A 14684-nucleotide genomic window follows, 5' to 3' on the forward strand; every position below is an offset into this window, starting at 1 on the left:
CGTGGGGCCGCTGAGCGTGGGGCCGCTGAGCGTGGGGGCGACGATCTGGCGGGTCGAGACGCGCGACGGGATCGTGCTGCGCGCGGTGGACTGGGCGGGCGATCCGGCGCGGACGCCGGTGCTGTGCCTTTCGGGGATCTGCCGGACGGCGGATGACTTCGCGGAACTGGCGGCACGGCAGGCGGGGTTGCGTCGCGTCGTGGCGCTGGACTACGTGGGGCACGGGGAGAGCGACCGGGCGCCGGAGGTCGCGCGCTACACGCCGCAGGCGGTGCTGTCCGACATCCTCGACGTCTGCGCGGCGATGCACCTGCCGCGGGTGGTGAGCGTCGGGACGTCCTTCGGCGGGCTGATGACGATGTTCCTCTCGCTCGTGCGTCCCGGGCTGCTGCGGGGCGCGCTGCTGAACGACATCGGGCCGCGGGTCGAGACGGACGGGATGGGCATCGTCAGCGGCTTCGCGGGGCATGATCCGGGCTTTGCCGCGATCGAGGACGCGGTGGCCTATCTGCGGAACCTGTTCCCGACGATGCCGATCCGGGACGAGGCGGGGTGGCTGCGCTTCGCGGGGCTGACCTACCGCGCCGGCGGGGATGGGCGGCTGCATCCGCGGTGGGACACGCGGATCGCGCAGGCCTTCGCCGCGGGGGGCGGGGGTGGGGATTTCGGGCACGTGTTCCGCGGGCTCTCGGCGGTGCCGACGGCGCTGGTCTGGGCGGAGGCGAGCGACATCCTGCGCTGGCCCACCGTGTCGCGCATGCTGCTGGAGAAGCCGGACCTCGACCTTATCCGCTTTCCCGGGGCGGGGCATGCACCGACGCTGAACGAGCCGGAGATCGTGCGGGCGGTGGACGCGTTCCTCGAAGGCATCGCGTGAGGGGGTCGCGCGGGGCGTCTCGAGCCTCGGGGGGATCGGGTTCCTGCGGCCGGCGCCGGGCACGATCGCCTCGGCGGCGGTGCTGCCGGCGGTGCTGCTGGGACCCCTGCCCTGCCTGGCGCTGGCGGCGGTCTTCGCCTTCGGCGGGCTCTGGGCGGTGTCGCGGCTGGCCGAGGCGCGGGAGGATCCGAACTGGGTCGTGGTCGATGAGGCGGCGGGACAATGCGCGGCGCTGGCCTGCCTTCCGGCGGCGGGGCCCTGGTGGGGGTGGTGCTGGCCTTCGCGCTGTTCCGGCTGTTCGACATTGCCAAGCCCGGGCCGGTGGGGTGGGCGGACCGGCGGGCCGGCGCGATGGGCGTGATGCTGGATGACGTGATCGCGGGGGCGATGGCGGGGGCGGTGATCGTGGCGGTGCGGGCGGCGGGGTGGCTGTGAGCCCTGGGAGCGGGCGCGGGGTCTCGCGCGATGCAGGGACCACCGGAGGCCGTTGCGGCGGGGCCTGCGGCATCGTCGGGGGGCCGGTCGGTCCTGCGGCGGGGTCGCGGGCAGAGGGGCGGGCAGAGGGGCGGGCAGAGGGGCGGGCAAAGGGGCGGGCAAAGGGGCGGAACTGATGCTGGACGGGGCGACGCTGCTGCGGGCGGCGGAAGTGATCGACCGGTTCCGGGCGGCGGGGCTGACGATCGCGACGGCGGAATCCTGCACGGGCGGGCTGATCGCTGCGGCGCTGACGGCGATCCCCGGGTCGTCGGACGTGGTGCTCGGCGGGTTCGTGACCTACTCGAACGAGGCGAAGGCGGCGATGGTCGGGGTGGACCCTGGGGTGATCGCGCGCGTCGGCGCGGTGAGCGAGGAGGTGGCGCGGGCGATGGCCGAGGGGGCGCGGCGCGCGACGGGGGCCTCGGTGGCCGTATCGGCGACGGGGATCGCGGGGCCGGGCGGGGCGACGCTGGGGAAGCCCGTGGGGCTTGTCTTCATCGGGGCGGCCGCGGCGGGCGGGCGCGTGGAGGTGCGGCGCCGCGTATTCCCGGGTGATCGTGCCGCGGTGCGGGCGGCGACCGTCGGGGTGGCGCTGGAGACGGCGGCGGCGATGGCGTGAGAGGCGGCGCCGTCGGGCGCGTTGCGCGGCGGGGCGGCGGGGCGATGACGGGCGGGCGGTCGGGGCGATGGCTCGGCCGGCGCGGATCGGAATCCGGAGGGAGGCGGGCTTGGCCGAGGCGGTGAGGACGGCGCTGGTCACGGGCGCGGGGAAGAACATCGGGCGGGCCGTGGCACTCGCGCTGGCGGCGGACGGGATGAACGTCGTCGTCAACGGGTCGTCGGACCGGGCGGCGGCGGAGGCGGTCGCGGCGGAGGTGCGGGGCTTCGGCGTCGGGGCGCTCGTCGCGATGGGGGATGTGGGACGGCGGGACGAATGCGCGCGCGTCGCGGCAGAGGCGCTGGCCGCCTTCGGCACCGTGGACGTGCTCGTGAACAACGCGGCGCTGCGGCCGGCGAAGGCCTTCCTCGAGACGACGGCGGAGGATTGGGGGCGCGTTCTGGCCGTGGACCTGGAGGCGGCGATCTGGCTGTCGCAGGCCGTGCTGCCGGGGATGCTGGAGCGGGGCTGGGGGCGGATCGTCTGCTTCACCGGGATGAACGCGATCCACGGCTATGCGGGGCGGGCGCCGGTCTCCGTCGCGAAGCATGGGGTCTGGGGGCTGACGAAGGCGCTGGCGAAGGAGTTCGGGCCGAAGGGCGTCACGGCGAACGCGGTCTCGCCGGGGCCCATCGCGGCGGATGACGACGTGCCGGGGGTGGAGACGCATCGCCACGGCTACGGCGCGCGGGTGCCGGTGGGGCGGATGGGCACGCCCGCGGAGGTGGCCGCGGTGGTGCGGATGCTGGTGAGCGAAGGTGGGGCCTACGTGAACGGGCAGATGCTCGGGGTGAATGGCGGGGCGGAGACGTAGCCAAGTCCCCTCCCCGCCTCGCCCTCAGGCGGCGCGCCGCAGGGTCGTCGCGATGGCGGCGAGGGTCTCGTCGATCATCGGCGTCGTGACGTCGAGGTGCGTGCAGGCGCGGACGCGGCCGCCGAGGACCGAGACGGCGATGCCCTGTGCGCGCAGCGTGGCCGCGAGGGATTCGGCGGTCGTGCCGGCGCCGGCGGGGTCGAAGTAGACGAGGTTGGTGTCCGGATCGTCCACGGAGATGCCGGGGATCTGGCGCAGGCCGCGGGCCAGGGCGCGGGCGTTGGCGTGGTCCTCGGCGAGGCGGTCGATGTTGTGGTCCAGGGCGTAGAGGCAGGCAGCGGCGCAGATGCCGGCCTGGCGCATGGAGCCGCCGAGGCGCTGCTTCCAGCGCCAGGCGCGGCCGATGAACTCCTCGCTGCCCGCGAGGACGGCGCCGAGGGGGCGCCGAGGCCTTTCGTGAAGTCGAGCCAGACGGTGTCGAAGCCCGCGCACATCTCGGCGGCGGGGATGCCCGCGGCGACGCAGGCGTTCATCAGCCGCGCACCGTCCATGTGGGTGCGCCAGCCCTGGTCCTTCGCGATGTCCGTCAGTTCCGTCAGCACCGCGAGCGGCCAGACGGCGCCGCCGCCGAGGTTGGCGGTCTGCTCGATCTCCAGCAGCGTCTGCGGCGGGGAGTAGCGCGTGCGGGCCCGGACATGGGCACGCAGCATGTCCGCGGCGAACATCCCGCGCGGGCCCGGCAGCGGCATGATCTGCACGCCGGCGATGGCGGCGTGGGAGCCGCCCTCCGAGGTGAGGATGTGGGCGGATTCGTGCGCCACGACCTCGTCGCCCGGGCGGCAATGGGTGTTGATCGCGACGACGTTGCACATGGTGCCGCTGGGCAGGAAGATGGCGGCTTCCTTGCCGAGCAGGGCCGCCATGCGGTCGCAGAGGGCGTGGACGGTGGGGTCATCGCCGTGCTGCTCGTCGCCGACCTCGGCCTCCATCATCGCGGCCTTCATTGCGGGCGTGGGGCGGGTCTGGGTGTCCGAATAGAGGTTGATGCGGACGGGGGGCGCGCCGACTGGGGGGCGTGCGGGGGCGTGGACCAAGGCGGGGGCGCTCCGGTTGGTGAGGCGTCGCAGGGTGGCAGGCGTCGCGGGGCGGGGCTAGGTCGGGGAAGCGGTCCGGGGAAGCCTGTCAGGCAGCGGATGTGCCGCGCCCTTCGACCGGCGGGAGAGGGCCGTGCCGTCGCGACGCGGGTCCGACGGATCAGAAATCCGGGTCCGCGTAATGCGGCGGCGGAGGTTCGCCGCTGACGCGGTCGGCCAGGATGGGACGGAAGGACGGGCGCGACTTCACGCGGGCGTACCAGTCCTTCGCTGCCTCGCTGACCGTCCAGTCCACGTCACCGATGTAGTCGAGAGACGCGAGGTGCGCGGCCGCCGCGAGGTCCGCCAGCGTCAGGTTCTGCCCCGCCAGCCAGGACCGCGTCTCCGCCAGCCAACCGAGGTATTCGAGGTGCGGCCGAAGGTTCGCGTAGCCTGCCCGCAGCGCGCCGGCATCGGGGTGGCCGCGGCCGAGCACGCGTTTCATCTGCTTCTCGTAGAACAGATTGCGCGTGACCTCGGCGCCGAACTTGCCGTCGAACCAGGCGATCAGGCGGCGGACTTCGGCCCGTTCCGCATGGGTGCGGCCGAGCAGCGGCATGTCGGGATAGGCTTCGTCCAGGTATTCGCAGATCGCGTAGGAATCCGCGATCACCAGGCCGCTTTCCTCCTGCAGCACCGGCACGGTGGCGGCGGGGTTAAGGGCCAGGAATTCGTCGCGCCGCTCCCAGACGCGCTCGGTGCGCAGCTCGAACGGGATGCGCTTCTCGGCCAGGGCAAGGCGGACCTTGCGGCAGGGCGGCGAGAGCGGAAGGTGGTACAGGACGCGCACGGCGGGCGCCTTTGCCATCCCGGGTCCCCCGCGGCAAGGCGCGCCGGCGCGACGGGACCGAAGATGGCCGCGATGTGAGGCCCCGTTCGCGATGCGTCCATCCCGACGCCGGTCCGGCCCGCGGCGCGGTCAGCGGACCGGGGCCGCGTCGAAGGCGGCGGCGATCGCCTGCCACATCGGCTTGGGCGACAGCGCGTCGTCCAGCGGAAGCGGCCGCGGCCGCGCGTCGTCGCGCCGCTGGTGGTAGGGCCGGCCGCCGCGGATCCAGGAATGCCGGTCCGACAGGCACCAGGTGATCACGCCCTTGACCGCCGGCTCGTCCAGGGTCGCATCGAGGTAGCGCCGGACGAGCTCCGCGGCCGCAGCATCGCGGGAGGCGGGGTCGGCCGGCAGGTCGCGGTCGTTCACGTCGAGTTCGGTGACGAGGATCGACAGGCCGAGGCCCGCGATGTCGCGCAGGAAGGCACGCCATTCCGGCGCGGCGAAGGGCGCCCCGGCTTCGAGGTGTGACTGCACGCCGAGGCCGCCCACCGGCACGCCGTCCCGCCGCAATCCTTCGAGGAGGCGCAGCAGCGCCGTCCGCTTCTCCCGGTCCGCGCGGCGGGCGTGTTCGACGCCGAACTCGTTGTAGGTCAGCAGCGCCTGGGGATCGGCGGCGTGAGCGAGGTGGAAGGCATGGCCGACCCAACCGGGTCCGAAAGCCGCGAGGAACTGGTTTTCCCGCAGCGCGTCGGCGCGGCCGTCCGACGGGCGGATCGCCTCGTTCACGGCGTCCCAGGATGCGACGCGGCCGGACCAACGCCCGGCCGCGGCGGTCAGGCGCGTCTCGGCGGCGGCGCGGAAGGACCGGTGATCCAGCGCGCGGGCCCAGTCGGGGATGGCCATGTGCCACCACAGCGCGTGGCCGCGCAGGAGCACGCCGTTCCTGGCCGCGAACGCCGCCAGCTCGTCCGCCTCGGCGGCGGTGTCGCGGCCGGGGTCGCGCTCCATCCGGCGCCATTGCTGCGTGCCTTCCCCGACGAGGAGACCACACTGCGACAGGAACGCCTCCCGGAAACCCGGCTCCCGCAGGTGCCGCGGGTCCAGCGCCGCACCGAAGAAGAGGCCGCGCCGTGAAGCGCGGTCCCGAAGGCCCTCCGCGCCGCCGGCCGCCGGGCCGAAGCCAGCGGCGGCCGTGGTGCCGAGGAGGGCGCGTCGCCGATCATTCCGCCGCCAGCGCCTGCTCCGTCATCGGCACGGGCAGCAGGTTCGCGTAGTCCTTCGGCACGACGTGCCAGAAGCGGTCGCGCTCGGTCGCCCAGTCGTTCAGGATGCGGGCGGCGAGGCGGGATTCCGTCTCGTCCCGGTGCCGCTCGACCAGGGCCTTCAGCACGCCTTCCCAGTGGTTGGAGCCGAGGCGCGACCAGAGCAGCGTGTCCGGGTTGATCCGCCGCTCGAAGGTGCCCTCCGCGTCCCAGACGAAGGCGTGGCCCCCCGTGAAGCCCGCGCCGAAATTGTCGCCGACGCCCCCCAGGATCACGACCGTGCCGCCCGTCATGTACTCGCAGCCATTGGCGCCGACACCCTCCACAACCGCCGTGGCGCCGGAATTGCGGACGGCGAAACGCTCCCCGGCCTGGCCGGCGGCAAAGAGTTCGCCTGACGTCGCGCCGTAGAGAACCGTGTTGCCGACAATCGTGTTCTCCTCCCACACGTAGTTCGATGCGGCGGGGGGACGGACGATGATCGTGGCCCCGGACAGGCCCTTGCCGACGTAGTCGTTGGCGTCGCCGAGGACCTGCAGCTTCAGGCCCCGTACCCCGAAGGCGCCGAGCGACTGGCCGGCGGAGCCGCGCAGCCGCACCGTCAGGTGCCCGGGCTGCAGCCCGTGCATCCCGTACTGCCGCACGATCATGCTGCTGGTCTTCGTGCCGATCGCGCGGTGGACGTTCCGGATGTTGTACTGCAGCTGCATCTTCTCCCCGCGGGAGAAGAGCGGCGCGGCGTCGCGGATCATCTCCGCGTCCAGGGTCTCCGGCACCTCGTTGCGGCCTTCCAGCGTGCAGTGCGACGGCAGTCCGCCCGCATCGGCCTGGACCAGCAGCGGGTTGAGGTCGAGGTCGTCGAGGTCGTCCGAGCCGCGCGAGACCTGCTTCAGGAGGTCCGTTCGCCCGATCACGTCGGACAGCCGCCGGAAGCCGAGGGACGCCAGGATCTCCCGCACCTCCTCCGCCACGAAGGAGAAGAGGTTGATCACCTTCTCCGGCGATCCCGCGAACTTCGCCCGCAGGGCATCGTCCTGCGTGCAGACGCCGACGGGGCAGGTATTGGAATGGCACTGGCGGACCATGATGCAGCCCATGGCGACGAGGCTCGCCGTGCCGATGCCGAACTCCTCGGCACCAAGCATGGCGGCGATCACCACGTCCCGCCCCGTCTTGATGCCGCCATCCGTACGCAGCCGCACGCGGTGGCGGAGGCGGTTCAGCAGCAGGACCTGGTGCGTCTCGGACAGCCCCATTTCCCAGGGCAGGCCGGCATACTTGATCGAGGTCACGGGTGAGGCCCCCGTCCCGCCCGAATGGCCGGAGACGAGGATCGCGTCGGCCTTCGCCTTCGCCACGCCCGCCGCGATCGTGCCGATGCCCGAGCGCGCGACGAGCTTCACGCAGACCGTCGCGTCGGGGTTGATCTGCTTCAGGTCGTAGATGAGCTGCGCCAAGTCCTCGATCGAGTAGATGTCGTGGTGCGGCGGGGGCGAGATCAGCGTCACCCCCGGCGTCGAGTGCCGGAGCTTCGCGATGAGGCCCGTGACCTTGAACCCCGGCAGCTGCCCGCCCTCGCCGGGCTTGGCGCCCTGCGCGACCTTGATCTCGATCTCCCGGCAGTTGTTCAGGTACTCGGCCGTGACGCCGAAGCGTCCGGAGGCGATCTGCTTGATCGCGGAGTTCGCGTTGTCGCCGTTCGGGCGCGGCTTCGCGCGCTCCGGGTCCTCCCCGCCCTCGCCGCTGTCGGAGCGCGCGCCGATGCGGTTCATGGCGATGGACAGCGTCTCATGCGCCTCCGGGGAGAGCGCACCCAGAGAGATGCCGGGCGCCAGCAGGCGCTTGCGGATCTCCGTGATGCTCTCGACCTCCTCCAGCTCGAGGGGCTTCGCCGCCTCGGTCCGGAAATCCAGGAGGTCGCGCAGGGCGACGGGCGGCTGGCGGCGCACGGCGTCAGTGTAGCGCTTGAAGGTCGTATAGGAATCCGTCTCCACCGCCTTCTGCAGCAGGTGGATCAGGCTGCCGTCGAAGGCATGCGCTTCCCCGCGCCGACGCAGCTTGTACAGCCCGCCGACCGGCAGCACCGCCGTGGCCGCGCTCCAGGCCTGCCGGTGCAGTTCCAGCAGGCGGCGGGAAATGCCGGGCAGCCCGATGCCGGAAATGCGCGACGGGACGCCGGGGAAGAATTCCGCGACCAGCGCGCGGGACAGCCCGATCGCCTCGAAGTTCATGCCGCCGCGGTAGGAGGACAGGACGCCGATGCCCATCTTGGACATGATCTTCAGCAGGCCCTTGTCCACGGCCTTCTTGTAGCGCGCGACGCATTCCTTCAGCGTCAGGCCCGGGAACAGCCCGCGCCGGTGCCGGTCCGCGATGCTTTCCTGCGCGAGGTAGGCGTTCACGGTCGTCGCGCCCGCACCGATCAGGACGGCGAAGGTGTGGGTGTCGAGGCATTCCGCCGACCGCACGTTCAGGCTCGTGAAGGTGCGCAGGGAATGGCGAACCAGATGCGTGTGCACCGCGCCAACCGCGAGGATGACGGGGATCGCCGCGCGATCCGGCCCGATGGCCTCGTCGGTCAGGATGACGTGCGCGCAGCCGGAGCGAACGCCGTCCTCCGCCTCGCGCCGGATGCGCTCGATATGCCGCCGCAGCCCGGCCTCGCCGTCAGCAACCGGGAAGGTCGCGTCCACCACGCAGGCGGTGTCGCCCATGTAGGACCGCATCGCCGCGAATTCGGCGTTGGACAGGACGGGGCTGTCCAGCATCAGCATGTCGCACTGGGTCGGATCCTCGTCGAGGATGTTCCCGAGGTTCCCCAGCCGCGTCTTGATCGTCATCACCCGCGTCTCGCGGAGGGAGTCGATCGGCGGGTTCGTGACCTGGCTGAAGGTCTGCCGGAAGTAGTGGTGCAGGCCGCGGTACTGGCCTGAGAGCACGGCGACCGGCGTGTCGTCGCCCATGGAGCCCGTGGCCTCCGCCGCGTCCTCCACCATCGGGTGCAGGATGGCCTCCAGATCCTCCAGCGTCACGCCCATCGCCAGTTGCCGCCGGCGGAGGTCGTCGCCCTCCAGCGTCGCGGCCTCGACCGCGTCCACCCTGACGATGTCGTCGATGCGCGTGGTGCGCGCCGTCCACTTGCCGAAGGGCTTGCGGCCCGCGAGTTCGTCCTTCAGCGCGCCGTCGCCGTAGAACCGGGCTTCGTCCAGGTCCACGCCGATGCACTGGCCCGGGCCGACGCGGCCGCGTTCCAGCACCGCATCGTCCGGCACCTTCACCATGCCGGTCTCGGAACCCACGATCAGCAGCCGGTCCGCGGTGATCGTGTAGCGCATCGGGCGCAGGCCGTTCCGGTCCAGGCCGGCGACGACCCAGCGGCCATCGGTCGCGGCGATGGCGGCCGGACCGTCCCAGGGTTCCATCACCGCGTTGCAGTACAGGAACAGCTCACGGTGCGCGGCCGGCATCGTGGCGTTGCTGCCGATGCTCTCCGGGATCAGCATCGCCTTCGCCATCGGCGCGTCGCGGCCGCCGCGCACCAGCAGCTCGAAGACGTTGTCGAGCGTGGCGGTGTCGGAGCCGCCGGCCTGAACGATCGGCTTCAGGTCGTCGACCCACGGGTCAAGCAGCGGGTGGGAGAGCCGGGTTTCGTGGCTCTTCATCCAGTTCGCGTTGCCGTGGAGGGTGTTGATCTCCCCGTTATGCGCGAGCGTACGGAAGGGCTGCGCCAGCCGCCAGGTCGGGAAGGTGTTGGTGGAATAGCGCTGGTGGTAGATCGCGAAGCGGCTGACGAAGCGCGCATCCAGCAGGTCCGGGTAGAACTGCGTCAGGCTCTCCGCCAGGAACATGCCCTTGTAGATGATGGACCGGCAGGACAGCGAGCAGAGGTAGAGGTCGGGGATCTGCGCCGCGATCGCCGCCTTCTCGATGCGACGGCGGATGACGTAGAGGTCGCGCTCGAAGGTGGCGGCCTCCCGCTGTTCCGGATCGTAGATCAGGATCTGCTCGATCTCGGGCCGGGTGGCGTTCGCCTTCTCGCCGATGCAGGTCACGTCGATCGGCACCTGCCGCCAGCCATAGATGGCGTAGCCCGCGACGAGGATCTCCGTCTCCACGATGGAACGGCAACGCTCCTGCGCGCCGAGGTCGGATTTCGGCATGAAGACCATGCCGACGCCGATCCGGCCGGGGCGCAGCTTGTCCCCGCCGCGCTCCACGGCTTCCGCGAAGAAGTCCTGCGGAATCTCGACATGGATGCCCGCGCCGTCGCCGGTCTTGCCGTCCGCGTCCACGGCGCCGCGGTGCCAGACGGCCTTCAGCGCGTCGATGCCGGCCTGCACCACGTCGCGCCGCGCGCGGCCATCGAGCGCCGCGACGAGGCCGACGCCGCAGGCGTCGTGCTCCGTCAGGTCAAGCTGCGCCTCGTCGCGGAGACGCGCGGCGTCCGCGGCGTAGCGCGCGGCGAAATCGGTCCCGGACTCGGTCATCGCGTTGCCCTCCGTCATGGCGCGACGAGCGGAGCGGCCGCCGCGCATTCCCAGTTCTGCAACCCCGCATGCGGGGCGTAGGCGTAGTTGACGAGGTCCCAGCCGCGCCCGCCCTGGTAGTAGCGGAAGGCCATCAGCAGGGGCTGGCGCCGGTACCGCACGATGTAGCAGAGCGTGCGCAGGGACGGCGCGAAGTGCCGGGCGCCTGCGTATTCGCTGTCCACGATGACACCGAGCGATTCGAGCTCCCGCACGCGCCGCAGGCGGCTCTCGGCGATCTCGCGGCGCTGGAAGGCATCGGCACCAATCGCCGTGTCTTCGACGATCGCGTCGAGGAAGGCGGCTGGCCCCCGCTCCACCAGCGCGGCGACGAGGCGGTCGGCGGAGGCCCTGGGCTCCTCGACCTCAGCCGCAAGCGCCGGCGCCGCGAGGAGCGCCAGCAGCAGAAGGGCCCTCACTCCGCCGCCACCGGCATGGCGTCCCGCGCGTCGGCGTAGTTGCGGATATGCTCGGCCACGTCACGCCCGTCGCGGATCGCCCAGACCACCAGCGACGCGCCGCGCACGATGTCGCCGGCGGCGAAGACACCGGGGATCGAGGTCATCATGGATCGGTGGTCCACCTTGATCGTCCCCCAGCGGGTCACGGTCAGCGCCGGCTCGCCGAAGGCCGCCGGCAGGTCCTCCGGGTCGAAGCCCAGCGCCTTGATGACGAGGTCCGCGGGCTCGACGTAAGCCGAGCCGGGAATGGGCTCGACCTGCTGCCGCCCCGTCGCGTCCGGCAGGCCCAGGTGCATCTTCACCGCGCGCACGCCGGTGACGTGCTCCTCCCCTTCAAAGGCCTCTCCTTCGAAAGATTCCGGCGCGGAGAGCCAGGCGAAGCGCACGCCTTCCTCCTCCGCGTTCGCGACCTCCCGCATGGAGCCCGGCATGTTCGCCTTGTCTCGCCGGTAGAGGCAGGTGACGGAGGCCGCGCCCTGCCGGACGGCCGTGCGCACGCAATCCATCGCCGTGTCGCCGCCGCCGATGACGACGACGCGCTTGCCCGCCGCGTTCAGCGCGCCGGAGTCGAAGTCCGGCACCTCGTCGCCCAGCCCCTTGCGGTTGGACGCCGTCAGGAAGTCCATCGCCGGCACGACGCCCGGGAGGTCGGCGCCGGGAAGAGCGATGTCGCGGGCCTTGTACACGCCGGTCGCGATCAGCACGGCGTCGTGCCGGGACCGCAGGTCCTCCAGCGACACGTCGCGCCCGACCTCGGCGTTCAGGTGGAAGGTGATCCCGCCTTCCTCGAACTGCGCGGCGCGGCGGAGGACGATCTCCTTCTCCAGCTTGAAGTTCGGGATGCCGTAGATGAGCAAGCCGCCCGCGCGGTCGTACCGGTCATAGACATGGACCTTCCAGCCGAGCGTGCGCAGCCGCTCCGCCGCCGCCATGCCGGCGGGGCCAGCACCGATGATCGCGACGGACCGGTCCACCTCCCGCGGCGGCGAGGGCGGCTTCACCCAGCCCCGCTCGAAGGCGGTGTCGGTGATGTAGCGCTCGACCGCGCCGATCGTGACGGAATCGAAGCCTTTCTCGATGACGCAATTGCCCTCGCACAGCCGGTCCTGGGGGCAGACGCGGCCGCAGATCTCCGGGAACGTGTTGGTGGCCGAGGCGACCTCGTAGGCCTCTTCCAGCCGCCCCTCGGTGGTCAGCTTCAGCCAGTCCGGGATGTTGTTGTTCAGCGGGCAGTGCACTGAACAGAAGGGCACGCCGCATTGGGAACAGCGGCTGGCCTGTTCCGCGGCATGCGCGGTGTCGAAGCGGTCGTAAATCTCCTGGAAGTCCTCGCGGCGAAGCGTGGCCGGACGCTTCTCCGGCGTGCGCTGCGAAAGGCGCACGAATTGCAGCATCCGCTCGGCCATGGGCGATCCCTCCGTCGCCCGGATTCCGGGCGGCCGGGGCACATGCCATGGTCGTTTCGCCATTGCGAGAAGAAAAGCGCTACTAGGACAGTATATCTGCCCTGTCATCGGGGCGGAGGGACGACGCCCTGCGCCCGATAAGACAACGCGGCATCAATCAGGTCCGATACGGTCCTAAAGCGCCGGCCGGGTCTTCCGCTCCCCGCCGACACGGAACCGGGCGAGGTAGACGGGCAGGATGCTCTCGAGCGTCGTCGGCTCGATGCCCAGCTCGTGCAGACCCGGCATCCCGTCCCCGACCACGTTGTCGCGGCCGAGCAGCAGGAGCTGGTCCCGGGTCAGCGGCGGGTTCGGCAGACGTTCGAAGACCTTGGCCTGGAACTCGGCGAGGCCGCGCGGCAGCTCCACCACGCGCCGGCGGCGACCGACGACCTCCAGCATCTCCTCCATCAGCGCCTTGAAGGTCGCGACGCGGGGGCCGCCGAGCTCGTAGGTGCGGCCGAAGACATCCTCCCGGTCCAGCGCGGCCATGACCGCGTCCGCCACGTCCCCGACGTAGACCGGCTGGAAGCGCGTGTTGCTGCCGACGATCGGCAGAACCGGCAGCAGCCGTGCCATCCCGGCGAAGCGGTTGAAGAAGGCGTCCTCCCTCCCGAACACGATCGAGGGGCGCAGGATCGTCGCCCGCGGGAAGGCGGCCAGCACCGCGGCCTCCCCTTCGGCCTTGCTGCGGCCGTAGAGGCTCGGCGACGTCGCGTCGGCCCCGATCGCCGAGACCTGGACCAGGCGCTGCACGCCCGCCTTCGCGCAGCCCTCCGCGATGCGGCCGGGCAGCGCGCCGTGGACGCGGGCGAAGTCGCCCTCCCGCCGCTCGAACAGGATGCCGATGAGGTTCACGACGACGGTCGCGTCCTCCAGCGCCCGCGCCAGCGCGAGGTCGTCGAAGGGGTCCGCCGCCAGGGGGACGATCTGCCCCACCAGCCCCTGCGTCATCAGGGGCCGCGCGCCCTCCGGATCCCGCGTGATGACGCGGACGACGTAGTCCCGCCGCGCGAGGCGCTGCACGACGTACTGCCCGATGAAGCCGGAGCCGCCGAAGACCACCGCCACGCGCCGCCTCGCGTTCATCATCGCCGGACATCCCTGCTCGTTCCGCGTCCCTATGGGGCGCGTGCCCTCCAACGCCAAGATGGACGCCCAGAGGGAGGCCACTACGGGGCAGACACAGGCCTGCGGCCGAGACGGGCCGCGAGGACGAGCCGCGTCCCGAACGCCGCGCCCCGGGCCGGGAGGGCCGCGCCGCGGTGGTCTTGACGCCCTGCCGCACCCCCCATACACACCCGGTCCCGCCGCACCCGACCACGCGCGGCGCCGACCCCTTGCCCAGGTGGCGGAATTGGTAGACGCGCAGGTTTCAGGTACCTGTGGCCGCAAGGCTGTGAAGGTTCGAGTCCTTTCCTGGGCACCATCGGGTTCTCCCGGACACTTCCGGTGAGCCTCGCCCCCTCCGGCGGAATCACGCTCTTCATGCCCGACGCCACGATCCACCTGCACCGGCACGACCTGCCGGAGGGAGTCTCGTTCGGCCCCGTCGTCGCGATCGATACCGAGACGATGGGCCTGAACCCGCACCGGGACCGGCTCTGCCTCGTCCAGATGTCGGGCGGGGACGGGCAGGTCCATTGCGTCCAGATCGCGCCGGAGTCGCTTGGCGGGCGCGGGGCGGATTGCCCCAATCTCAAGGCGATGCTGTCGGACGCGGAGACGGTGAAGCTGTTCCACTTCGCGCGCTTCGACGTCGCCGCGCTGCGGCATTGGCTCGGCGTGACGGTGCAGCCGGTGCGCTGCACGAAGGTCGCCGCAAAGCTGGTCCGGACCTTCACGGACCGCCACGGGCTGAAGGACCTCTGCAAGGAACTGCTCGGCGTCGAGCTGTCGAAGCAGCAGCAAACGAGCGACTGGGGCGCCGCGGAACTGACGCGGGAGCAGTTGGCCTACGCGGCCTCGGACGTGCTGTACCTGCACGCGCTCTGGGACCGGCTGGAAGGCCTGCTGCGGCGCGAGGGGCGCCTGGAACTGGCGGAGGCCTGCTTCCGCTTCCTGCCGACGCGTGGGGAGCTCGACCTGCTGGGCTACGAGGACCCCGACCTCTTCGCGCATTGAGGTGGTGTCGGCACGCTGACATGCGCCGCTGCCGTGCCACCCGAGTGAGAGGCGAGCCCCGACGGCCAGCCACCCGCGCGACATCTGGCATGATTCTTGTCACTGCAACCGTGGCGACGTTGACCCGGCTGCCCC

At 71.8% G+C, this 14684-nt stretch carries 10 protein-coding genes, 1 tRNA gene and 3 pseudogenes; 7 read left to right on the forward strand and 7 right to left on the reverse strand.

Annotation, left to right across the window (positions count from 1 at the left end; genetic code table 11):
• Nucleotide 1: 1 nt before the first annotated feature.
• From ACE7GA_RS23120 to ACE7GA_RS23140, 5 genes and pseudogenes are all read left to right on the forward strand, one after another.
• Nucleotides 2–877, forward strand: coding sequence for an alpha/beta fold hydrolase (locus ACE7GA_RS23120; protein WP_376092181.1), 876 nt, complete (start codon nt 2–4; stop codon nt 875–877).
• A 64-nt stretch (nt 878–941) separates the two neighbouring features.
• A pseudogene (locus ACE7GA_RS23125) lies at nt 942–1067 on the forward strand (phosphatidylglycerophosphatase A); the annotation flags it as partial.
• A 32-nt stretch (nt 1068–1099) separates the two neighbouring features.
• The gene (locus ACE7GA_RS23130) at nt 1100–1312 is read left to right on the forward strand and encodes a phosphatidylglycerophosphatase A (RefSeq protein ID WP_376092184.1); all 213 of its coding nucleotides are present in this window, start codon (nt 1100–1102) and stop codon (nt 1310–1312) included.
• 175 nt (nt 1313–1487) lie between these two features.
• Nucleotides 1488–1973 (forward strand): CinA family protein, encoded by a 486-nt coding sequence (locus ACE7GA_RS23135; protein WP_376092187.1) that lies wholly within the window; start codon nt 1488–1490, stop codon nt 1971–1973.
• A gap of 109 nt (nt 1974–2082) precedes the next feature.
• Nucleotides 2083–2826, forward strand: a complete 744-nt coding sequence (locus ACE7GA_RS23140) for an SDR family NAD(P)-dependent oxidoreductase (protein ID WP_376092190.1) — start codon at nt 2083–2085, stop codon at nt 2824–2826.
• Between the two features lie 24 nt (nt 2827–2850).
• On the opposite strand, the pseudogene ACE7GA_RS23145 reads toward ACE7GA_RS23140, so the two are convergent.
• The 7 genes and pseudogenes from ACE7GA_RS23145 to ACE7GA_RS23175 form a co-directional block, all read right to left on the reverse strand.
• Nucleotides 2851–3830: pseudogene (locus ACE7GA_RS23145) on the reverse strand (threonine aldolase family protein).
• A gap of 250 nt (nt 3831–4080) precedes the next feature.
• Nucleotides 4081–4749 carry a glutathione S-transferase family protein gene (locus ACE7GA_RS23150; protein WP_376100492.1) on the reverse strand — a complete coding sequence of 223 codons (669 nt, stop codon included), beginning with the start codon at nt 4747–4749 and terminating at the stop codon, nt 4081–4083.
• Nucleotides 4750–4878: 129 nt separating this feature from the next.
• Nucleotides 4879–5868 (reverse strand): annotated as a pseudogene (locus tag ACE7GA_RS23155) (endo-1,4-beta-xylanase); the annotation flags it as partial.
• A gap of 82 nt (nt 5869–5950) precedes the next feature.
• Nucleotides 5951–10480, reverse strand: a complete 4530-nt coding sequence (gene gltB / locus ACE7GA_RS23160; RefSeq protein ID WP_376092192.1) for a glutamate synthase large subunit — start codon at nt 10478–10480, stop codon at nt 5951–5953.
• Nucleotides 10481–10494: 14 nt separating this feature from the next.
• Nucleotides 10495–10938: a hypothetical protein gene (locus ACE7GA_RS23165; protein WP_376092195.1), complete on the reverse strand. Its 444-nt coding sequence runs from the start codon at nt 10936–10938 to the stop codon at nt 10495–10497.
• Nucleotides 10935–12386, reverse strand: coding sequence for an NAD(P)-dependent oxidoreductase (locus tag ACE7GA_RS23170; RefSeq protein ID WP_376092198.1), 1452 nt, complete (start codon nt 12384–12386; stop codon nt 10935–10937). The genes ACE7GA_RS23165 and ACE7GA_RS23170 overlap by 4 nt, the downstream gene beginning before the upstream one ends.
• A gap of 174 nt (nt 12387–12560) precedes the next feature.
• Complete coding sequence (locus ACE7GA_RS23175; RefSeq protein ID WP_376100494.1) at nt 12561–13514, reverse strand: complex I NDUFA9 subunit family protein; 954 nt, start codon at nt 13512–13514, stop codon at nt 12561–12563.
• Nucleotides 13515–13767: 253 nt separating this feature from the next.
• Here ACE7GA_RS23175 and ACE7GA_RS23180 point away from each other — a divergent pair.
• Nucleotides 13768–13854 (forward strand) — tRNA-Leu (locus ACE7GA_RS23180).
• A gap of 59 nt (nt 13855–13913) precedes the next feature.
• Nucleotides 13914–14549, forward strand: a complete 636-nt coding sequence (locus tag ACE7GA_RS23185; RefSeq protein ID WP_376100496.1) for a ribonuclease D — start codon at nt 13914–13916, stop codon at nt 14547–14549.
• The last annotated feature ends 135 nt before the right edge of the window (nt 14550–14684 follow it).

The sequence above is a fragment of the Roseomonas sp. CCTCC AB2023176 genome (assembly GCF_042259275.1).
Taxonomy (GTDB): domain Bacteria; phylum Pseudomonadota; class Alphaproteobacteria; order Acetobacterales; family Acetobacteraceae; genus Roseomonas.